Source organism: Micromonospora sp. CNZ295, from assembly GCF_004217535.1.
On sequence record NZ_SHKZ01000001.1, the window covers coordinates 3,590,866 to 3,610,298 of the forward strand.

The 19,433-nt window shown below is 73.4% G+C and carries 19 protein-coding genes; 9 read left to right on the forward strand and 10 right to left on the reverse strand.

From position 1 onward, the window contains the following. The first annotated feature begins 266 nt into the window (after positions 1 to 266). Both EV376_RS16960 and EV376_RS16965 read left to right on the forward strand, forming a co-directional pair. Positions 267 to 497, forward strand: coding sequence for a hypothetical protein (locus tag EV376_RS16960; RefSeq protein WP_130328704.1), 231 nt, complete (start codon positions 267 to 269; stop codon positions 495 to 497). A gap of 95 nt (positions 498 to 592) precedes the next feature. After that, positions 593 to 1,567 carry a non-homologous end-joining DNA ligase LigD gene (locus EV376_RS16965; RefSeq protein WP_130324399.1) on the forward strand — a complete coding sequence of 325 codons (975 nt, stop codon included), beginning with the start codon at positions 593 to 595 and terminating at the stop codon, positions 1,565 to 1,567. 82 nt (positions 1,568 to 1,649) lie between these two features. Here the strand turns inward: EV376_RS16965 and EV376_RS16970 are convergent, their stop codons facing one another. The 5 genes from EV376_RS16970 to EV376_RS16990 form a co-directional block, all read right to left on the reverse strand. Continuing rightward, a complete protein-coding gene (locus tag EV376_RS16970) occupies positions 1,650 to 3,524 on the reverse strand; it encodes a Xaa-Pro dipeptidyl-peptidase (RefSeq protein WP_130324401.1) in 1,875 nt (624 codons plus the stop codon). Positions 3,525 to 3,597: 73 nt separating this feature from the next. Beyond that, entirely contained in the window at positions 3,598 to 4,644 is a 1,047-nt protein-coding gene (locus EV376_RS16975; RefSeq protein WP_130324403.1) for a hypothetical protein, read from the reverse strand. After that, positions 4,644 to 5,141, reverse strand: a complete 498-nt coding sequence (locus tag EV376_RS16980) for a SigE family RNA polymerase sigma factor (protein WP_130324405.1) — start codon at positions 5,139 to 5,141, stop codon at positions 4,644 to 4,646. Before EV376_RS16980 ends, EV376_RS16975 begins: the two co-directional genes overlap by 1 nt. Before the next feature lie 272 nt (positions 5,142 to 5,413). Continuing rightward, positions 5,414 to 6,979 carry a pectate lyase family protein gene (locus EV376_RS16985; protein ID WP_130324407.1) on the reverse strand — a complete coding sequence of 522 codons (1,566 nt, stop codon included), beginning with the start codon at positions 6,977 to 6,979 and terminating at the stop codon, positions 5,414 to 5,416. A 188-nt stretch (positions 6,980 to 7,167) separates the two neighbouring features. Further along, the gene (locus EV376_RS16990) at positions 7,168 to 7,674 is read right to left on the reverse strand and encodes an Lrp/AsnC family transcriptional regulator (protein WP_130324409.1); all 507 of its coding nucleotides are present in this window, start codon (positions 7,672 to 7,674) and stop codon (positions 7,168 to 7,170) included. A 72-nt stretch (positions 7,675 to 7,746) separates the two neighbouring features. Here EV376_RS16990 and pdhA point away from each other — a divergent pair, with 72 nt between their 5' ends. The 4 genes from pdhA to EV376_RS17010 all read left to right on the forward strand — a co-directional run bounded on the left by pdhA (position 7,747) and on the right by EV376_RS17010 (position 12,990). Beyond that, positions 7,747 to 8,937, forward strand: a complete 1,191-nt coding sequence (gene pdhA / locus EV376_RS16995) for a pyruvate dehydrogenase (acetyl-transferring) E1 component subunit alpha (protein WP_207228561.1) — start codon at positions 7,747 to 7,749, stop codon at positions 8,935 to 8,937. After that, a complete protein-coding gene (locus tag EV376_RS17000; RefSeq protein WP_130324413.1) occupies positions 8,937 to 9,941 on the forward strand; it encodes an alpha-ketoacid dehydrogenase subunit beta in 1,005 nt (334 codons plus the stop codon). Before pdhA ends, EV376_RS17000 begins: the two co-directional genes overlap by 1 nt. A 76-nt stretch (positions 9,942 to 10,017) precedes the next feature. Continuing rightward, on the forward strand, positions 10,018 to 11,358 hold the full coding sequence (locus EV376_RS17005; RefSeq protein ID WP_130324415.1) for a dihydrolipoamide acetyltransferase family protein: 1,341 nt from the start codon (positions 10,018 to 10,020) through the stop codon (positions 11,356 to 11,358). 369 nt (positions 11,359 to 11,727) lie between these two features. Next, positions 11,728 to 12,990, forward strand: a complete 1,263-nt coding sequence (locus tag EV376_RS17010) for an Ig-like domain-containing protein (protein ID WP_130324417.1) — start codon at positions 11,728 to 11,730, stop codon at positions 12,988 to 12,990. Between the two features lie 105 nt (positions 12,991 to 13,095). Here EV376_RS17010 and EV376_RS17015 read toward each other — a convergent pair whose 3' ends face one another. Further along, complete coding sequence (locus EV376_RS17015) at positions 13,096 to 14,115, reverse strand: SMP-30/gluconolactonase/LRE family protein (protein WP_130324419.1); 1,020 nt, start codon at positions 14,113 to 14,115, stop codon at positions 13,096 to 13,098. Between the two features lie 262 nt (positions 14,116 to 14,377). On the opposite strand from EV376_RS17015, the gene EV376_RS17020 reads away from it, so the two are divergent. Continuing rightward, positions 14,378 to 14,740: an STAS domain-containing protein gene (locus tag EV376_RS17020; RefSeq protein ID WP_130324421.1), complete on the forward strand. Its 363-nt coding sequence runs from the start codon at positions 14,378 to 14,380 to the stop codon at positions 14,738 to 14,740. 142 nt (positions 14,741 to 14,882) lie between these two features. Here EV376_RS17020 and EV376_RS17025 read toward each other — a convergent pair whose 3' ends face one another. After that, positions 14,883 to 15,260: an FKBP-type peptidyl-prolyl cis-trans isomerase gene (locus tag EV376_RS17025; RefSeq protein ID WP_130324423.1), complete on the reverse strand. Its 378-nt coding sequence runs from the start codon at positions 15,258 to 15,260 to the stop codon at positions 14,883 to 14,885. 151 nt (positions 15,261 to 15,411) lie between these two features. Further along, positions 15,412 to 15,987: a DoxX family membrane protein gene (locus EV376_RS17030; protein ID WP_130324425.1), complete on the reverse strand. Its 576-nt coding sequence runs from the start codon at positions 15,985 to 15,987 to the stop codon at positions 15,412 to 15,414. A gap of 213 nt (positions 15,988 to 16,200) precedes the next feature. Here EV376_RS17030 and EV376_RS17035 point away from each other — a divergent pair, with 213 nt between their 5' ends. Next, positions 16,201 to 16,899, forward strand: coding sequence for a CBS domain-containing protein (locus tag EV376_RS17035; RefSeq protein ID WP_130324427.1), 699 nt, complete (start codon positions 16,201 to 16,203; stop codon positions 16,897 to 16,899). 137 nt (positions 16,900 to 17,036) lie between these two features. Here EV376_RS17035 and EV376_RS17040 read toward each other — a convergent pair whose 3' ends face one another. Next, positions 17,037 to 17,510, reverse strand: a complete 474-nt coding sequence (locus tag EV376_RS17040) for a universal stress protein (RefSeq protein ID WP_130324429.1) — start codon at positions 17,508 to 17,510, stop codon at positions 17,037 to 17,039. 227 nt (positions 17,511 to 17,737) lie between these two features. Between EV376_RS17040 and EV376_RS17045 the strand changes: the two genes are divergently transcribed. Further along, positions 17,738 to 18,700 carry a TerC family protein gene (locus tag EV376_RS17045; protein ID WP_486482664.1) on the forward strand — a complete coding sequence of 321 codons (963 nt, stop codon included), beginning with the start codon at positions 17,738 to 17,740 and terminating at the stop codon, positions 18,698 to 18,700. Here the strand turns inward: EV376_RS17045 and EV376_RS17050 are convergent. Beyond that, on the reverse strand, positions 18,681 to 19,412 hold the full coding sequence (locus tag EV376_RS17050; RefSeq protein WP_130324431.1) for a helical backbone metal receptor: 732 nt from the start codon (positions 19,410 to 19,412) through the stop codon (positions 18,681 to 18,683). The two genes, EV376_RS17045 and EV376_RS17050, sit on opposite strands and share 20 nt — an antisense overlap. Positions 19,413 to 19,433 lie beyond the last annotated feature (21 nt).

Below are 19,433 nucleotides of genomic sequence, written 5' to 3' on the forward strand. Positions count from 1 at the left end.
GGGGCTGTTGTGCGGCCGGTGCGCCCCCTGGTGGGGAGCGACCGGTTGGTAACGGGCAGGTGCCCGTCATCGCACTCAGCGCCCGGGGCGGATGTGGCGTTACACACACCCTCCTCGCGGCGGACAAGGGCGTCAGACGTGGCGCGTCCCGCACCCGCCTCGGCGGGTCACCGCCCGGCGTCGGCGCCGCCGCGCGTGAACCGCCCGCCGACGGGTAAGCGCTGGCTCGACCTGAACACGCACAGGGGAGGTACGCCGTGGCGACCATGACCATGGAGCAGAAGAGCGCCCTCAAGGACAAGAACTACGACCTCATCCACGCGGTGCAGATGTCCCTGAAGAACGTCTACCGGATGGAGACGTACATCTCCGACGCGGAGGCGCGCGGGGACACCGAACTCGCCTCCTGGTTCCGGAAGATCCAGGAGAACAACCGCAAGGCGGGCGACCAGGGCAAGCAGATGCTGATGGCGCGTCTGCAGCAGGAAGGCCGCTGACGGGAGGCGACGCCGCCGGCCGGACCGCTCACCGCAGCCGCCCGGCCGGCGGCGTGTTCCTGCCCGGCGGGCAGCGTGCGGCTACGGTGTGAGGCGTGGCGACGACGGCGGCGGAGGAGATCCGGGTCGGCCCGCGCGTCGTTCGGGTCTCCAGCCCGGACAAGCCGTACTTTCCCGAGCGGGGGCTGACCAAGCTCGACGTGGTGCGCTATTTCCTGGCGGTCGGCGACGGCATCCTGCGCGCCCTGCGGGACCGGCCGACGATGCTGGAGCGCTGGCCGCGCGGCGTCTTCGAGGGCGCGAAGATCGCCACCCGGCAGGACAACCGGGGCGACGCGTTCTACCAGAAGCGGCTGCCGGCGGGGGCGCCCGACTGGGTGCGGACCGCCCACATCACCTTCCCGAGCGGGCGCACCGCCGACGAGGTCGCGCCGAGCGAGCTGGCCGTGGTGATCTGGGCGGTGAACCTCGGCACCCTGCGCTTCCACCCGTGGCCGGTGTCCAAGGGTGACGTGGAGCGGCCCGACCAGCTGCGCATCGACCTGGATCCGCTGCCCGGCGTCGGGTTCGACCAGGTGGTGCCGGTGGCGCACGAGGTCCGTGCGTTCCTCGACGAGCTGGGCCTGGTCGGCTACCCGAAGACGACCGGCGGCCGGGGCCTGCACGTCTATCTCACCATCGAGCCGCGGTGGAGCTTCGGTGACTGCCGCCGGGCCGTCCTGGCGCTGGGCCGGGAGATGCAGCGCCGCCGCCCGGACCTGGTGACCACCACGTGGTGGCGGGAACAGCGGGACCGGCCGGTCTTCGTGGACTACAACCAGATGGCCCGCGACCACACGGTGACGTCCGCGTACTCGATCCGGCCGACACCGGCGGCGCTGGTGTCGGCGCCGCTGGACTGGTCCGAGCTGGACGACGTCCGGCCGGAGGACTTCGACGTCACCACGATGCCGGCCCGCTTCGCCGAGCGCGGTGACCCGCACGCCGGGCTGGACGAGCGGGCGTTCTCGCTGGAGCCGCTGCTGGAGCTGGCCGACCGCGAGGGCCTGGAGGCTCCGCCGGAGCGGTGACCGCCCGGGCGGCACGGCCCGGCACCTGGTTCGACCGGCCACCGCCGGCCCGGGCGACGGGCGCCCGGACCGGCGGCCCACGTCAGAAGCCGAGTGCGGCCCGGCCGCCGACGACCGGCACGGTGAGGCGGCTGGCGCCGGGTTGGACGGTGAGCCGGGTCCCGTCGAGCGGCAGCAGGGTGTATTCCTGGTCGCTCGAGAAGACGACCACCCCGATGCGGTGCCCCGCCGGGAAGACGTAGTCCTTCGGCTCCAGCGTCCAGCGGTAGTCGTACCTGACGCCCGGCTTGACGGCGACGGTGTGCGACCGGCCCGTCCGGTTCTGCGGATCCATCCAGCCCCTGGTCACCACGACCGGCTGGGCGGTCGAGCCGGGCGCGCCGTAGTCGACCAGGTAGACCGTGAGGTTCGCGTCGGCGCGGTTGTCGATGGACATCCGCAGCCGCATCTCGGGCCGCCCGGACATGCGTACGTCCCGGGTCAGTACCGGGGAGCGGTAGACGAGCCGGTTCTCGCCGGCCGAGTCGGGGTCGGCCACCAGCGTGCGCGGGGCGATCGTGCGTCCCGCGTCCACGAAGGACTGCTCGGCGCGCCGATCAGCGGCGCCGGTGCTGAGCAGGCTGCCGGGCCCGGTCGCGCTGTCGGCGGCCAGGCGCAGTGGCACGTCCCGGGCGCCGGGGTCCGGCCAGTTGGGGTACGTGGTGTAGGACCGGTCCTCGCGCTGGACGACCGCCGTCGGCTCGTCCATGATGCCGTTCTGCACCCCCCACAGCCAGTGGTCGAACCAGCGGTTCTCGGTCTGCTTGTAGGTCCAGGCGCGTCCACTCGGCAGGGTCACCGTCGCGGTGTTGCCCGGCCCCCCGTGACCGCCCTGGTGCAGCCAGATCTTGCGTGGCACCTGGGCCGCGGCGAGCCGGTCCCACCAGCCGGCGAAGTGCTCCGTCTTGACGTTCCAGTCGTTGAGCCCGTGCACGACGAAGACGCTGGCGGTGACGTTCCGGGCGGCCGGAAGGTAGTCGCGGGCCCGCCAGAACCCGTTGTAGTCACCGCTGACCCGATCCTGATCCGCCGTGATCTGCGCGATCTCGTCGACGCACCGGCCCTCGGCACGCGCCCGGCCCGCGGTGTACCGCGCCAGGATGTCGGCGTCCTCGCCCTGGAAACCGCCGGGCGCGACGACCAGCCCGTTGGCCCGGTAGTAGTCGTACCAGTTGCTGATCGCGGCCACCGGGACGATCGTCTTGAGGTTCTCGACGCCGGTCGTGGCCACCTGGTTCGGCAGCGTCCCGTTGTACGACACCCCGGTCATCCCCACCGATCCGGTGGTCCAGTCGGCGGTGACCGGTTCGCCGGCGGCGTCGAACGCCCTCGCCCGGCCGGCCAGCCAGTCGATGATCGCCTTCGTGCCCAGCGTCTCCGCCATGTCCCCGGTGGTCGGACAGCCGTCGGAGTCCCCGGTGCCGATGCTCTGCCCGAGCACCACGGCGTATCCCCGCGGAACGTAGTAGTCGTCGAGGGCGCCGGGCAGGTTGGCCTCGGCCCGCTGGATCCCGATCGACTGGGACTGTGCCCGCGACTGCTTGGTGAGCCCGTTCTGCGGTAGCTCGTCGACCAGCACGCTCGGGTACGGCACGTCGTTCCAGGTGCCCTTGCGGTACGGGCTGTGCTCGAAGATGACCGGGACCTTGAAGCCCTCCGTGGCGGTTTCGCGGGGCCGGGAGATGTCGGCGACGACCCGGTCGAACACGCCGTCGTGGTCGGTGTCGAGGGTCGTCTCGACCCAGACCCGTTCCTCGATCGCGTCCGCGAACGAGAACACCGGTTGGGTGATCCCGTCGCTGACGACGATGCCGGGCGACGCTGCCGGCTCGGCGCCGGCCGGTGCCGCGGGCACGGTCAGGACCGACGTGGTGATCAGGGCGGCGGCGAGAAGGGTACGGCGACGCCGTCGGCGCATGGATACCTCCGGTGACTGGGCAGGTCAACGATGGTAGTTGCGCCACTCGTAACCGTCGATCCCTTGCCTGGCGTCACCAGCTGTCGGGGCGGTTCAGGTCCCGGGCCGGCCGGTACCCGCCGAGGACCGTCAGGCCGTCCGACTCCGGATAGCCGTTTCCCCAGCCGTCGAGGAAGGCCTCGACCACACAGGGCTCGACGACCATCTCCAGGACGTCGCTGCCCTGCCGGCGAGCGCGGTATGGCCCGGCGTCGAGATCGCCCGCCGATGCCTCGTAGCCGGGCCCGACGTACGACGCCCGGACCGTCAGCCAGCGACCGGATTCGTCCCCGACGACCAGCGACCCCTCCCGGAAGGCGCTGCCCGCCCGCTTGAACAGCGTGATCGAGCATTCGAGCAGCCGCCCGCCGGGCGGCAGCGACCGCAGGCGGAACGGCACCACGCAGCGCCGGGCACCGTCGAACCGGACCCGACCCGCCGTGTCGGCGGCGTCGTCGCGGGTGGTGGCGTAGATGTCGAGCTGGGCCCAGAGCCCGTCGACCGGTTGCCAGCGGACGAACCACAGTTTCTGGTCGCCGGACGGGTCGAACCAGGCCGTGCCGGGGCGGCCGTTCACCTGAACGTCGGTCGGTGGCTGGGGCCGGCCCGCCGACGACAGTGTCTGTTGCACCGCGTCCAGCGTCGCCGGGTCGCGCGCCAGCATGAACCGCGCCTGACCGGACGGGCCGCGGAACTCGACACTCTCGATGCCGCGCCCCGCACTCCAGGTGGCGACCTCGGCGCCGCTCACCAGAGGGTCGGTCGTGAAGTGCACGATGCCGGGATCGGCGCCGACGACCTCCGGGCGCGCGATCGCACCGGCCTGGCCCGGCGCCTCCGGCAGTGCGAGTGCGGCGGTCACGGTCGTACCGTCGGGTACCGGACCGGCCGGGAACACCAGCACCACCGCGGCCAGGGCCGCGCACGCCGCGGTCGTGCCCCCGGCGACCAGTCCGCGGCGGCGCAGCCGGAGGCGGCGCCCGCGACGCCGGGCATGCGCCACGATCGGCGCGGGGTCGACGTCCCCGCCCGCGTGGTGCTTGAGCGTCGCGGCGAGCCGCTGATCGAGATCGCTGGACATCAGTTCCCTCCGGTCCGGGCGGGGCCCGGTGTTCCCTGCCGCTCACGCAGCGCCGCCAGCGCCCGGCTCGCGTGCGTGCGGACGGTGACAGTCGAACAGTCCATGATCTCGGCGATCCTCGTGTCGTCGAGGTCCTCGTAGTAGCGCAGGACGATCACCGTGCGCTGACGTGGCGGGAGCGCACGGACGAGCCGCCACAGGGCGTCGCGTTCGTCGACGCGGGCGGCCTCGTCGCCGGCGCCGGCCCGATCGGTCATCACGTCGAGGGCGATCTCGCGGCTGCTGCGCCGGCGCCACCAGGAGTGGTGGGCGTTGACGAGCATGCGGCGCACGTACGCGTCGGGCCGGTCCGTCCGCGCGATGCGCCCCCAGCGGGCGTACGCCTTGGCGAGGACCTCCTGGACCAGGTCCTCGGCGCGGTGCTCGTCGCCGGTCAGCAACCGGGCGAGCCGCATCAGCGCGGGTGCGCGGGCGAACGCGTACTCCTCGAACGTCACGCCCTATTAGACGCGCCGGGTCGGCCGATCCGTGGACACGGACCGGCGCGTGGCGGCACGTCGGAGACTCTAGGGCGACCGCGCGTCGCGCGACGCCGCGGCCATCCCGCGGCGGCACGGCATACGTGACGAAGCGATATGCCTGGGAGGCATGATCATGCCTCCCAGGCATATCGCCGCACCGCGCGGTTGGTCCGCCTGCTGCCGGGGGTTCCCGGCTGCGTCCCGCACCGGCCCCGGATCGGTCCGCCGGGACGGCGGGCGGTTTGGCACTAGCTGGCGTACGTCTCGAACTCGGCGACGCGCGGCGTGCCGCTCGCGCCGGTGATCTCAAAGGTGATCTTCCGCAGCGAGGTCGCCCCGAAGGTGATGACGCCGGCGCCGCTGCCGGTCCGCAGGACCGCTCCGGTGTCGTGGTTGAGGACCCGCCAGGAGCCGATGTTCCCGACCGCGCCGGACGCCTCCCGGATGTTGATCCGGGACACCGTGGTGGCGGAGTCCCACTTGATCGAGATGGAGCCGGTTGAGCCGGCCGGCGACCAGTACGTGCTCATGTTGCCGTCCCGCACGTTGCCGTAGCTCGTGCCGCTGGCCTTGCTGGAGCCGTCGGAGCCGGCCCCGATGCTGAGGTTGGTGCCGCTGGGCTGGCTCGGCGTGGGGCTGGCCGGCGGGGGAGTGGTCGGCGGGGGCGTGGTGGGCGCGGGACCGGTCGGCCCCGGCGTCGGTGACTGCGGCGTGCAGTTGCCGTCCGAGACCCGCATGCCCTTGTTGGCACCGGCCGTCTGCCGGACGATGTCCGGCACGCAGCTCGCCCCGTCGAGGCGGTACGAGTACGGGATGCTGACGCTGGTGTTGGACTGGACGTTGGGGCCGGCGGGGTAGTTCTCGCTGCCGGGGCTGGACCAGGTCACGTTGCTGAAGACGTTGCCGCTGACCTGCCAGTAGCCGCGTTCGTTGGTGTAGAACGTGCCGAGGACGTCCGTGGAGTTCGCGAAGTAGTTGTTCTCCACCTTCGCCTGGGCTCCGGCCCGCGAGTTGATGCCGGACTCGTTGAGGCGCACGTAGTGGTTGTTGAAGATGTGCGCGACGCCGCCGCGCAGCAGGGGCGTACGGGAGTCGATGTTCTCGTACAGGTTGTGGTGGTAGGTGATGAACCCGTTGGAGAGGTCGCTCTCGCTGGACCCGACGAGGCCGCCGCGGCCGGAGTTGCGCAGGATGCTGTAGGACAGGGTCACGTACTGGGTGTTGTTCTTCATGTCGAAGAGGCCGTCGAAGCCCTCCGACTCCCCGCCCGAGGCCTCCAGGGTGACGTGGTCGACCCAGACGTTGCGGACGTTGCTCTCCATGCCGATGGCGTCGCCGCCGTTGGACGTCGGGGAGCCCGACTTCTTGACGTTCCGGACGGTCACGTTCTGGATGACGATGTTGCTGGCCTCGCGGATGTGGATGCCGACCTGGTCGAAGACCGCGCCGTTGCCGACACCGATGATCGTGATGTTGCTGATCTGCTTGAGCTCGATCACGCCGTCGGCGGTGTTGCAGCTTCCTCCGGACACCTTGCTGGTGTTGCCGTGGTTGATGGTCCCTTCGACCTGGATGATGATCGGGGTGCTGCTGCTGGCCCGGCCGCACAGGGCCGCGTGGATCGCGGTTCCGGTGGTGGCCCGCACCGTCTGCCCGCCCGTGCCGCCGGTGGTCCCACCGTTGCGGGTCGCGTAGCCGGTGGCGGTGCCGGTCGCCGCCGATGCCTGGGGCAGCGGCAGGGCCACCAGGATCGCGGCGCCGAGTGCGCCCGCGGCCAGCGCCGCGTGGAGTCGCAGCGCGACTGGTCGTCTCATCTCGTCTCACCTTCGTCTTCGGGCCCGGGAGGTTCCCGCGCCCACCTGGTCGTCCGCCCGGCACCAGAACGAAACATTGATGAAATGCAATGCTAGGAAAGCGGTTTCCCCGAAGGCAAGGACTGTGGTGTGCAGGTTTGTTGCAGCGGCCGACCCGCGCCGCCGGGGCGGACCCGCGGGCCGGCCGTTCACTCCCAGGGGCTGAGGTCGCCGTCGAACTCGTGGAACACCAGCCAGGTGCGGGTCGACAGCACCCCGGGGATGCTCTGCACCCGGCTCAGCACCACGTCGCGCAGGGTGGCGTTGTCCGGCGCGCGGACCAGGGCGAGGACGTCGTGGTCGCCGCCGAGCAGGGCGGCGTGCTCGATGTAGCGCACCCGCGCCAGCTCCGCGGACACCTCACGCCAGGTGTTCTGCTCGATGGTTATGGCGACGTACGCCGACGTGCCCAGGCCCGCCGCCTCCGGTGCGACCTGCGCGTGGAAGCCGGTGATCACGCCGTCGCGCACCAGCCGTTCCATCCGGGCGTACGCGTTGGTGCGGGAGATGTGGATCCGCTCGGCCAGCGTGCGTACCGAGGTGCGCCCGTCGCGCACCAGTTCGGCCAGGATGTGCCGGTCCACCTCGTCCAGGACGCGGGCCGATCGTCCCGTTCCGACAGCCCCGGTCATCTCCGGGCCGGACTCCTGGCTCATCCAGCCACCTCCTGTCTGCCAACCGTCCCACGTTCACGGCGAATCTTGAGTCAATCATCCGACGGCAGGAGCATAGGCGCACCAGATGTCCAGGAGGTTCCCGCCGTGACGACCACACCCCAGGTCCGCCGGGCGTCCCGGCGCGCTCCCCGGCCGGCCACCACGCCGGACCCGGCCGGCGCGCTGCTGCCCGCCGGTGAGCCGGTCCGCCTGCTCGCCCCCGACGGCACCCCGCTGCCGGCCCAGCCCGACTACCCGGAGCCGCCCCTCGAGGCGCTCCTGGAGATGTACCGGCGGATGGTGATCGGCCGCCGCTTCGACGTCCAGGCCACCGCCCTGACCAAGCAGGGCCGGCTCGCCGTCTACCCGTCCTCCCGCGGCCAGGAGGCCTGCCAGGTCGGCGCCGTGCTCGCCCTGCGCGACGACGACTGGGTCTTCCCCACCTACCGCGAGTCGATGGCGCTGACCGCCCGCGGCATCGACCCGGTCGAGGTGCTCACCCTGCTGCGCGGCGACTGGCACTGCGGGTACGACCCGGCCGCCCGGCGTACCGCCCCGCAGTGCACCCCGCTCGCCACCCAGTGCGTGCACGCCGCCGGCCTGGCGTACGGGGAGGCGTACCAGGGGCGGGACACGGTGGCGCTGGCGTTCATCGGCGACGGCGCGACCAGCGAGGGCGACTTCCACGAGGGGGTCAACTTTGCCGCCGTGTTCAAGGCGCCGGTCGTCTACTTCGTGCAGAACAACCGGTACGCGATCAGCGTCCCGCTGTCCCGGCAGACCGCCGCGCCGAGCCTCGCGTACAAGGGCGTCGGCTACGGCGTGCCCAGCGAGCAGGTGGACGGCAACGACCCGGTCGCCGTCCTCGCCGTGCTCACCCGCGCGGTCGAGCACGCCCGCGCCGGGCACGGCCCGTTCCTGGTCGAGGCGCACACCTACCGGATGGAGCCGCACACCAACGCCGACGACCAGACGCGCTACCGGGACGCCGACGAGGTGGCGGCGTGGCGGGACCGGGACCCGGTCGCCCGGCTGGAGACGTACCTGCGGGCCCGCGGCGCGCTCGACGACGCGGCCGCGGCCGCCGTCGCCGAGGAGGCCGAGGCGTACGCGGCCGACCTGCGGACGCGGATGCACGACAAGCCCACCGTCCAACCGCTGAGCCTGTTCGAGCACGTCTACGCGCAGCCGACCCCGCAACTGGTCGAGCAGCGCGAGCAGGTCCGCGCCGAGCTGGCCGCCGACCAGGAGGGGGACGCCTGATGGCCGCGCTGACCATGGCGAAGGCGCTCAACGCCGCGCTCGCCGACGCGATGCTCGACGACGAGCGGGTCGTCGTCTTCGGTGAGGACGTCGGCCAGCTCGGCGGCGTCTTCCGGATCACCGACGGGCTGCAGGCCCGCTTCGGGGACAAGCGGTGCTTCGACACCCCGCTCGCCGAGGCCGGCATCGTCGGCTTCGCGGTCGGCCTGGCCATGTCCGGCCTGCGACCGGTCGTGGAGATGCAGTTCGACGCGTTCGCGTACCCGGCGTTCGAGCAGATCGCGTCGCACGTGGCGAAGCTGCGCAACCGCACCCGGGGCGCGCTGAGCGTGCCCATCGTCATCCGTGTGCCGTACGCGGGCGGCATCGGCGGCGTCGAGCACCACTGCGACTCCTCCGAGGCGTACTACGCGCACACGCCCGGCCTGAAGGTGGTCACGCCGGCGACCGTCGCCGACGCGTACTCGCTGCTGCGCGAGGCGATCGAGGACCCGGACCCGGTCGTGTTCATGGAGCCGAAGAAGCTCTACTTCGCCAGCGCCGAGGCGGAGCTGCCCGCCCGGAGCGAGCCGTTCGGCCGCGCGGTCGTCCGACGTGCCGGCACCGACGCCACGCTCGTGGCGTACGGACCGGCGGTGCCGGTGGCGCTGGAGGCCGCCGAGGCCGCCCGCGCGGAGGGCTGGGACCTGGAGGTCGTCGACGTGCGCACGATCGTGCCGTTCGACGACGGCACCGTCACCGCGTCGGTACGCCGGACCGGCCGCTGCGTGGTGATCCAGGAGGCGCAGGGCTTCGCCGGCGTCGGGGCCGAGATCGCCGCCCGGGTGCAGGAGCGCTGCTTCCACGCGCTGCACGCCCCGGTGCTGCGGGTGTCCGGCCTGGACATCCCGTACCCGGCGCCGATGCTGGAGCACACCCACCTGCCGTCGGTGGACCGGGTGCTCGACGCGGTGGCCCGCCTCCAGTGGGACGACCGGCCGGACGAGCGGTGGGTGGCGGCATGAGCGAGCGTCAGCGAGCGAATCATCAGCTCAGCGCTGTGGTGCCGCAGGACGGCACGGAGCGAAGCGGAGTGCCGGCATGAGCGCTGTCGGAACCCGGGACTTCCTGCTCCCGGACCTGGGGGAGGGGCTGACCGAGGCGGAGATCGTCGAGTGGCGGGTCGCGGTCGGCGACACGGTGACGGTGGACCAGACCGTCGTCGAGGTGGAGACCGCCAAGGCGGTCGTCGACGTGCCGTGCCCGTACGCCGGTCGGGTCGTGGCCCTGCACGGCGCGGCGGGTGAGGTACGGCCGGTCGGCCAGCCGCTCATCACGATCGCGCCGCTGGACGACGTCCCCGCGCCCACGGAGCCGCCGGGGCATGCCACCTACCGCGAGGAGGAGCGGGCCGGCTCCGGGAACGTGCTGATCGGGTACGGAACCGGGCACGGTGGGTCCGGCCGGCGTCGCCGCCGGCCGCGTCCGGCGCCGGAGGCGGTCCCGGCGTCCAGCCCGTCGGCGCCCGTCGCCGCCGCGCCGCCGCCCGCCGGCCGGCACCCGGTGCTGGTCATCTCGCCGATCGTGCGGCGGCTGGCCAGGGAACGGGGCGTGGACCTGGCGACGGTGCGCGGCACCGGGCCGGGCGGTGTGATCCGCCGGGCCGACGTCGAGGCCGCCACCCCGGCCGCGCCGGCCCGGCTCGCCGCCGTGCCGGACGTTCCCGGCGCGCACGTCGGGCTCGGCGAGGGCGATGTGGTGGTGCCGCTGACCGGCATCCGCAAGGCGATCGCCGACAAGCTGTCCCGCAGTCGCCGGGAGATTCCCGACGTCACCATCTGGGTGGACGTCGACGCGACCGCCCTGCTGGAGACCCGTGCGGCGATCAACGCCGCCACGCCGGACGCCCCGGTGAGCGTCCTGGCGTTGCTGGCCCGCGTCTGCCTGTCCGGGCTGCGCAGGTTCCCGCAGCTCAACGCCCGGGTGGACGGCGAGGGGCAGCGGATCGTCCAGTCCGCCGGGGTCCACCTGGGCATCGCGGCACAGACCGAGCGGGGCCTGGTGGTGCCGGTGCTGCGGGACGCGCAGCGCCTCACCACCGCCGAGCTGGCCGCCGCGCTGAGCGAGACCACGGCGGCGGCGCGGGCCGGCACCCTTCCCCCGGCCCGGCTCACCGGCGGCACGTTCACGCTGAACAACTACGGCGTGTTCGGCGTGGACGGCTCCACCCCGATCATCAACCACCCGGAGGCGGCGCTGCTCGGCGTGGGGCGGATCGTGGACAAGCCGTGGGTGGTCGACGGCCAACTCGCGGTGCGGAAGGTGACGCAGCTCAGCCTCACCTTCGACCACCGGGTGTGCGACGGTGGGGTGGCCGGCGGTTTCCTGCGGCACGTCGCGGACTGCGTCGAACGCCCGGCGGTGCTGATCGCCAACCTCTGAACGGGACGCGTGGGCGCCCCTGACCGGCCGGATCCGGCCGGTCAGGGGCGCCCTTCGTTCGCGGCCCGACGACTGCTGCGGCGGCCGCCCGGGACGGGGGCAGCTCTGTCGTGCGGTTCGAGAACTCGCACCGCCGGCCGAAGGCCGAGCCGGCTGACGTTCGGACCCGGTTCCCGGCGAACGGGGCGGGGCGGGTCGAAGGCGGACGGTCGGCGGCGATCAGGCACGGTCGGTAGCGGCCGGCGCAGGGCGCGTGGGACCGGAAAATAGGGGCGATAATTGCAGCGGGGGATCCGCTGAAAATGCGTTATCCGGGGCGTGGGACGGAGAGAATGTGGCGGAGGGAAAGCAATAAACGGGGGGACGCTCATGGAATTCAGGCGGCGAATGACGCTGCTCGCGGTGACCGTCGTGGCGGCACCGTTGGCCCTTGTCGGATGCACCGCCGACGGCAAGTCGGGCGAGCGGGCGGGGGGCCGGGCCGCCCCACCGGAACTGACCGTCACACCGTCCGACCGGACCCGGGACGTGCCGGTCAGCGCCGAGGTGGGCACGGCCGTCAAGGGCGGCAAGGTGACCGCGGTCCGGATCGTCGACGACAAGGGCGCCGAGGTCAAGGCGGAACCACGGGAGGACGGCTCCGGGTGGGTGCCGAACGCTCCGTTGAAGCCGAAACGGACGTACACCGCCGAGGTGACCGCAACCGGGGACTCGGGTGCCACGACCACCCGCAGGACGACGTTCACGACAATGCCGAAATCGACCAAGCCGCAGATCACCAGCACGTTGTATTTCGCCGACAAACAGACGTACGGAACCGCCATGCCGGTTACCGTCGCCTTCGACCCGCCCATTCCGAAAGAGGCCAGGGCGGACGTGCAGCGGCGATTGTTCGTGAAGACCAACCCGCCGCAGCCGGGCGTGTGGTCGTGGGTGTCCGACGGCAGCCAGGTCTACTACCGGGCGCCCGACTTCTGGCGGCCGGGCACCAGCATCAGCGTCCGCGCCGGCCTGGAGGGCCTGCCGATCGGCAAGCAGTACGTGGGTGACGCCGACCGGAGGGCGACCTCGAAGATCGGCCGGCAGGTGTCGCTGGAGATCGACAACGCCACCAAGCAGATGTCCGTGCTGCGCGACGGCAAGCTCGTCCGCAAGATCCCGGTCAGCATGGGCAAGCCGAGCACGCCGACCTCCAGCGGCAAGATGGTGATCATGGAGAAACACCAGTTCACCACGTTCGACACCCGGGGTTCGGCCGACCCGTACGTCGTCGACGTCGAGGACGCGCAGCGGCTCACCTGGGGTGGGGAGTTCATCCACGGCGCGCCGTGGTCGGAGGGGGACCAGGGGAACATCAACGTCTCCCACGGCTGCACCAACGTCTCCGCGGCCGCGGCGGACTGGCTGATGAACATCACCCAGGTCGGTGACCTGGTGACGATCAAGGGCACCGAGGTGGAGCTGACCGAGGGCAACGGCTGGACCGCGTGGAACGTGAGCTGGGACCGGTACGTCAAGGGCAGCGCCCTGCCCGTACCGGCCGGTCTCGGCCCGAGCCCCACGCAGGCGCCGCACCCCGGCGCGGTGGCCGGCGGCTCGCCCGAACCGGTGCCGTCCGTCCGCGGTGGCTGACGGTCCGGTACGCGGGGCCCGGGTCCGAGCTGGCCCCGGGCCCCCGGCGTACGGCCGGACGCCCGAGGGGCGGTCCGGGCCGGGCGTCGTCGACCGGGTCGGTGGTCAGTGCAACGGCACCCGGGCCACCCCGGCGCCGGTCAGGCTGCCCAGCCACAGCTGGTCGCCGTCCTGGCGGACCCCGGTGACCATGTCGTACGTCCCGCTCGGACCGTGCAGCGTCCGCAGCACGCGGCCGGCACCGTCCACGAGGGCCACCAGGCCGTAGCGCAGCGGCTTCGGTTGCACCGCCGCCGGCAGCACGGCGACGAGCTGCCGCAGCCGGGGGTGCGGCAGCAGCCGCTCGGCGATCGGCACGCGGGGGCTGGGCAGCGCGATCCAGTACGTCCCGTCGCCCACCGCGGCCACGTTGTCCGGGTACGCGGGCAGGTCCGCCAGGACGGTGACCGCCCCGTCCGGCAGGCCGACCCGGACCAGCCGGTGGATCGTGGTCTCGACCAGCAGCAGAGCGGACTCGTCCGGGGTGAGCGCGATCCCGTTCGGGAAGTAGAGCCCGGCGCAGACCACCTCGGTGCGCCCGCTGCCCGGGTCGTACGCGAGCACCCGCCCGTTGGGGCGGTGCTCCAGCAGGTCCCGCTTCCAGTGCGACACCGGGAACCGGCTGGACGAGTCGGTGAAGTAGACCGTGCCGTCGCGGGCGACCGCCGCGTTGTCGGCCAGGTGCGGCCGCGCCCCGGGACCACCCAGCTCCCGGACCGTTCCGTCCCAGGTCACCCGCAGCAACCCCCGGTACGCGTCGCAGACCACCAGGCTGCCGTCGCGCGGATCGATCTCCACGCCCAGCGGCCGGCCCCCGGTCTCGGCCAGCAGCTCCGGTCGGGTGCCCGCCGGCGCGTCGACCGGCCACCACCAGATGCTGCCGTCCTCCGACCCGCTGACCACCCGCCCGGCCGGATCGACCACCACGTCCTCCGGCCCGGACACGCCGTCGGGCAGGGGGAGCAGCTCGACGGCGTCGAGCCGGCGGTCGGTGGGCGCCCAGGGCCCGTCGAGCGGTGGCGGCACCGTGGCCGGCTCGCGGACGGGACGGATGAGCCACGGGGCGCGGGGACGGGGGATGGCCATCCACCCATTCTCACCCGCCGATCCGCCGCGCGTCGCCCCCCGAGCGACTCCGGCCGGCGCCGATCGCCGCGCCGTCGTACCCGAGGTCGCGACCCCGTCCGCCCAGCGGCCGGTCACGGAACGCCCGGCGGTGCCTTCCGGAACGTCCCCGAGGTCGCCCGGAAGGGGGATCCCCGACCCCACCCGGTGCGACCCTGGTCGTACCCGGATTCCGTCCCGCGGCAGGACGGAACTGTCGGTGGTGCGGGCTAGATTCGTGGGCATGGGACAGCGGGACGAGCGGTTCCACCTCGAGGTCACGATGGGCGACCGGGTGGTGGACGTGCGAGCGACGGGCGAGGTCGACATCGCCACGGTCGGCGCTCTGCGGTCGGCCCTGTGGGCCGCGCCGGCCCGTTCGGCGCTCCGGCTCGACCTGTCCGGCGTCCGCGTTCTCTCCGCCGCCGGGGTCCGCGCGCTGGCCGCCGCGCATCTGCGGTTCCGCGCCGGCGGCGGCGAGCTGGTGCTGGTCGGTCCCGACCCGGTGGTGGCCCGGGTCCTGCGGGTGACCGGCCTGCACCGGGTGGTCCGCGTCGTCGCCGACGTGCCCGACCAGGCCGCCAGCGGCAGCCTCGTCGCCGCCTGACGACCGAGCCCGGTCAGGCCCGCGCCGGGCGAACCCGGTCAACCGGCCGCGGCAGGTCCCCCTGCCGCGGCCGGTTCGCGGCGGTGCCCGGCGGGCGCGCCAGCAGGGCCGGTGCGACCACCGAAGGGCCGAGAAGGGCCGGTCAGCGGACGCCGAGCAGGTCGACGACGAAGACCAGGGTCTCGCCCGGCTTGATGACGCCGGCCGCGCCCCGCTCGCCGTACCCGAGGTGCGGCGGGATGGTCAGGCGGCGTCGGCCGCCGACCCTCATGCCGACCACACCCTGGTCCCAGCCGGCGATGACCCGCCCGCCGCCGAGCGGAAACTCGAAGGGCTCGCCCCGGTTCCACGACGCGTCGAACTCGCCCCCGGTGGAGTGCGCGACGCCGACGTAGTGCACGCGGGCGACCTGCCCGGCCCGCGCCTCGGGTCCGTCCCCGACGGTGATGTCCTCGATGACGAGGTCGGCCGGAGGCGCCCCCTCGATCGGGCCCACCTCGGGCTTGCCTGCCTGGTTCATCCGGGCCTCTCCTGCCGTGTCCGTCATTGCGTCCTTCGTACCGTGATCCTGCCGGATCGCGACCGGTCGATGCCCGACGGGCGGCGGCCCGGACGCGCGAAGCGGGCGCCACCGGTGGTGGCGCCCGCTGCCCGGGGTGTCGCGGGATCGGTCAGCGCAGCCAGGGGAAGCGCTGGACGAGGGGGAGCTTGGCCCAAGCCTTGCCGAGGCCCCAGGTGTCGCCGGCGTTCAGCAGGGCGATGACGGCCAGCACCGCGGCGTAGACGAGGTGGTCGTCCATGAACGGGTTGTTCTCGGGGGGCAGGACGGCCGTCCACATCATGACCAGGAGCAGCCCGCCGGTGACGGCGGCGACGCGGACGCCGATGCCGAGCAGGAGGGCGGTGCCGATGGCCGCCAGCCCGATCATGAAGAGCCAGTCGGCCCAGGCCGCGCCGGCGATGCCGTTGTAGAAGCCCTGGAACGGGCCGGCCGCGCCGAAGGTCAGGAACCCCTTGGTCGGGCTGCCGCCGTCGATCCAGGCGTTCTTGGCCTCGGTCGCCATGCCCAGCCCGAACAGCTTGTCGAGGAAGGCCCAGAGGAAGACCCAGCCCAGGGCCAGGCGGGTGCCGGCCAGCACGTAGCGGGCGGCCCGCTCCCGGCGGGTCTCGGTCTGCCGCCGCTTCGCGTCCGCCGGGTTGATGGTCTCGGCGGTGTTCCGCTTGATCGCCGCGGTCATCGTCTCCACGTCCCTTCCTGCGCTCGCACCGCGCTTCCCGGTGGCAGTTCCATTGGACGCTCCGGCGCGCCCGCCCGTCAGGGCCGACCGGGCCCTCCCGGACCGGGACCTTGGACCCTTTCCGACCCGGTCCGCACGGCCGTGTCGATCCGGTCCCGCGGCCCTGACGGCGCCACCCTCCGCCGCCATACCGTCCGAGGTGGAAACGGCGAGGAGGTCGTGATGAGGACGTGGCAGGTAGGCGACGTGATGACCCGGGACGTCGCGACGGTTGGCGAGGAGACCCCGTACCGGGAGATCGTCGACATGCTGGTCCGGCGCGGCATCAGCGCCGTGCCGGTGATCGACGGGTTCCGTCGGGTGCTCGGCGTGGTCTCCCAGGCGGACCTGTTGCACAAGATCGAGCGGGCCGGCCACCCGGACCAGCGCCGGATCTTCGAGGGCCGGCGCCAGCGCACCGCCCGGGAGAAGGCGGACGCGCTGCTGGCGCGGGACCTGATGACCGCCCCGGCGGTCACGACCTGGCCGACGGCGACGATTCCCGCCGCGGCCCGGCTGATGGACCAGGAGTCGGTGAAGCGGCTGCCGGTGCTCGACGACCTCGGCCGGCTGGTCGGCATCGTCACCCGCGGCGACCTGCTCCGGGTGCACCTGCGCACGGACGCCGAGATCCGCGAGGACGTCGTGCAGGAGGTGCTGCGCCGGGTGCTCGCCGTGCGGGACGGCCTGGTGACCGTCCAGGTCCGCGACGGCGAGGTCACCATGGACGGGCGGGTCGACCGGCGCAGCGCGGCCGAGCTGGCGGCCCGGCTCGCCGGGCAGGTCAGCGGCGTCGTGCGCGTGGTGAGCACGATCGCCTACGACGTCGACGACACCGGCCTGGTCGAGCTGGGCGCCGACCAGGTCACCCCGGTCGCCTGAGCCCACCGGCAGCGGGCCCCGCCGATGCGGCGGGGCCCGCTGCCGTCCCGCCGTTGCGGCCGCGGCGCGGCGCCCGTCCCGCCGTGGCCGAGCGGCGGGTGGCCGTCCCGGGTACGGAACGGCCATCCGCGGCCGGATCAGGCGCGCAGCGCCGGCTCGCCGGTGGTCCGTGGAGCCGCGACCGGCGCCGGTACCACCACCACCGGACAGCTCGCCTTGCGGACGCACTCCTCGCTGACCGAGCCGAGAACGGTGTGCCGGAACCGGCTGTGCCCGTGACTGCCGAGCACCAGCAGGTCCGCGGTCCGGGCGGCGGCGGTCAGCGCGTCGGCGGGCCGTCCCTCGACCACCTCGCCGGCGACCGGGTGGCCGGGCCCCTGCCAGGTGGCCAGGTCGGCCATCGCCCGCCGGAGCACCTCGTACGCGTGCCCGCGCTCGTCGGTCGGGTTGGTCGCCGTCGTCGGGCCGGTCTCGATGCCGTCCCACCGCCAGGCCACCACGACCTGCACGGTGCCGCCCCGGGTCGCCGCCTCGCCGGCCGCCCACCGCAGGGCACGGCGGCCACCCTCGGAGCCGTCGACGCCCACCACGATCAGTCGGTTGCCCTCCATCGCCTGCCTCCTTTCTCCTGACCGCAGTGCACCTCCGGGCAGGGGCGGCGCGCCAGGCGCGAAGGACCCGTGGTGGCGGGCCCTTCGGCGGGTGCCGAGTTCCCGGAGCGCCGACAGCGGGCCGGGCGGTTCCCCTAGGCTCGGAGGCGACGTGGTCCAGCGACGGCGCGGCCGTGGCCGACGCCCGTCGCCAGGGGACCAGGCGTCACGGATGCGGGGGGCGCCGGGTGGACGAGGCGGCGTTCTCGGTGCCGTTGTGGGGCTGGGCTGCGGTCGGCGCCGTCATCGCCGTGATGCTCGCGGTCGACGTGCTCTCGCACCGGGACAACCACGTCATCGAGCTGCGCGAGGCGCTCGCCTGGTCGGCCGTGTGGATCACCGCCGGGTTGGCGTTCGGCCTGGTGGTCCTGTTCTGGCTGGGCGGCGAGCCGGCGGGCGCGTACTACTCCGGCTATCTGCTGGAGAAGGCGCTGTCGGTGGACAACGTCTTCGTGTTCGCGCTGCTCTTCCGCTACTTCCGGGTGCCGGCGGAGTTCCAGCACAAGGTGCTGTTCTGGGGGGTGGTCGGCGCCCTGGCGTTCCGGCTCGCCTTCATCCTCGCCGGCGCGCAGCTGCTGGACCGGCTCGCGTGGGCCGGGCTCGTCCTCGGGGCGTTCCTGATCTGGACCGGCTGGCGCCTGGCGGTGCGCGGCGAACCGGACGTCGATCCCGAGCGCAACCTCGCGGTCCGGCTCTTCCGCCGGCTGGCCCGGACCGACGCCCACTACCACGGCGGTCGCTTCACCGCCCGGGTCGACGGCCGGCGGCACGCCACCCTGCTGCTGGTCGCGCTCGTCGCGATCGAGGGCACCGACGTGGTGTTCGCGGTCGACTCGGTGGCGGCGATCCTCGCCATCACCACCGACACGTTCCTGGTCTGGACGGCCACCGCGTTCGCCGTGCTCGGCCTGCGCAGCCTCTACTTCTGCCTGGCCGGCCTGTTGCGGCACTTCGGGTGCCTGCGTTACGGGCTCGCGGTGGTGCTCGCCTTCGCCGGGGCGAAGCTGATCCTCGCCGAGACGCCGGTGGGAAAGGTGCCGGTCTGGCTCACCCTGGCGGTGGTGGTGGTCGCCCTGTCCACGTCGGTCGTGTGGAGTGTGGTGGACGTGCGGCGGGGGCGGGTCCGCCGGGTCACCCCGCCGGGTAGGTGACCGGCGCGGCGAGCTGGGCCGCCAGGACGGCGGGGGCCTCCGCCAGCGACGGCCCGTACCAGGTCAGGTGCCGCCCGGAGACCAGGGCGCACGGCACGCCCGGGAACGCCTCCGGCCCGTCGTCCACGGTGAACCGGTACGGCTCGTCGGGCAGCACCGCCAGCTCCGGCGCGCGGCCGCGCAGCTCGTCCAGCGGCGGCCGGGGGTACCGCTCGGCGTGCTCCGCGTAGCGGTTGGCGACGCCCAGCCGGCGCAGGACGTCCCCGGCGAACGTGTCGCGGCCCAGCACCACCCACGGCCGCCGCCACACGGGCACCACCGCGCGACGGGGCGTGCCGCGGGCGGGCAGCGCGGCCCAGGCGCCGCGGGCGTCCGCCAGCCATGGCGGCTCGGCGGGCGCGCCCAGCTCGGCCAGGAGAACGGCCAGCTCGGCCAGCGCCTCGTCCACGGTGCGCGGGTAGGTGACCCGCACCGACACGCCGGCCGCCCGCAGGGCGTCCGCGTCCTCGCGCCGGTTCTCCTCCACATTGAGCAGGACCACGTCGGGCCGCAGGGCGCGGACGCGGTCCAGGTCCGGGTACTTGCTGCCGCCGACCCGCGGCACCTCCAGCCCGGCCGGGTGGGTGCACCAGTCGGTCGCGCCGACCAGCGTCCCGGGCAGCGTCACCGCCACGGCCTCGGTCAACGACGGCACCAACGAGACCACCCGCATGAAACGCCTCCGGTAGCGGAA

Excerpts from the sequence above, each read along its gene's own strand:
- EV376_RS16970 (WP_130324401.1), bottom strand. The coding sequence starts at position 3,524 with ATGCGCCGACGGCGTCGCCGTACCCTTCTCGCCGCCGCCCTGATCACC.
- EV376_RS17035 (WP_130324427.1), top strand. The coding sequence starts at position 16,201 with ATGAGGACGTGGCAGGTAGGCGACGTGATGACCCGGGACGTCGCGACG.
- EV376_RS17000 (WP_130324413.1), top strand. The coding sequence starts at position 8,937 with ATGGCCGCGCTGACCATGGCGAAGGCGCTCAACGCCGCGCTCGCCGAC.
- EV376_RS17005 (WP_130324415.1), top strand. The coding sequence starts at position 10,018 with ATGAGCGCTGTCGGAACCCGGGACTTCCTGCTCCCGGACCTGGGGGAG.
- EV376_RS16975 (WP_130324403.1), bottom strand. The coding sequence starts at position 4,644 with ATGTCCAGCGATCTCGATCAGCGGCTCGCCGCGACGCTCAAGCACCAC.
- EV376_RS17010 (WP_130324417.1), top strand. The coding sequence starts at position 11,728 with ATGGAATTCAGGCGGCGAATGACGCTGCTCGCGGTGACCGTCGTGGCG.
- EV376_RS17040 (WP_130324429.1), bottom strand. The coding sequence starts at position 17,510 with ATGGAGGGCAACCGACTGATCGTGGTGGGCGTCGACGGCTCCGAGGGT.
- EV376_RS17025 (WP_130324423.1), bottom strand. The coding sequence starts at position 15,260 with ATGAACCAGGCAGGCAAGCCCGAGGTGGGCCCGATCGAGGGGGCGCCT.
- EV376_RS17020 (WP_130324421.1), top strand. The coding sequence starts at position 14,378 with ATGGGACAGCGGGACGAGCGGTTCCACCTCGAGGTCACGATGGGCGAC.
- EV376_RS16960 (WP_130328704.1), top strand. The coding sequence starts at position 267 with ATGACCATGGAGCAGAAGAGCGCCCTCAAGGACAAGAACTACGACCTC.
- EV376_RS16990 (WP_130324409.1), bottom strand. The coding sequence starts at position 7,674 with ATGAGCCAGGAGTCCGGCCCGGAGATGACCGGGGCTGTCGGAACGGGA.
- EV376_RS17015 (WP_130324419.1), bottom strand. The coding sequence starts at position 14,115 with ATGGCCATCCCCCGTCCCCGCGCCCCGTGGCTCATCCGTCCCGTCCGC.
- EV376_RS16985 (WP_130324407.1), bottom strand. The coding sequence starts at position 6,979 with ATGAGACGACCAGTCGCGCTGCGACTCCACGCGGCGCTGGCCGCGGGC.
- EV376_RS17050 (WP_130324431.1), bottom strand. The coding sequence starts at position 19,412 with ATGCGGGTGGTCTCGTTGGTGCCGTCGTTGACCGAGGCCGTGGCGGTG.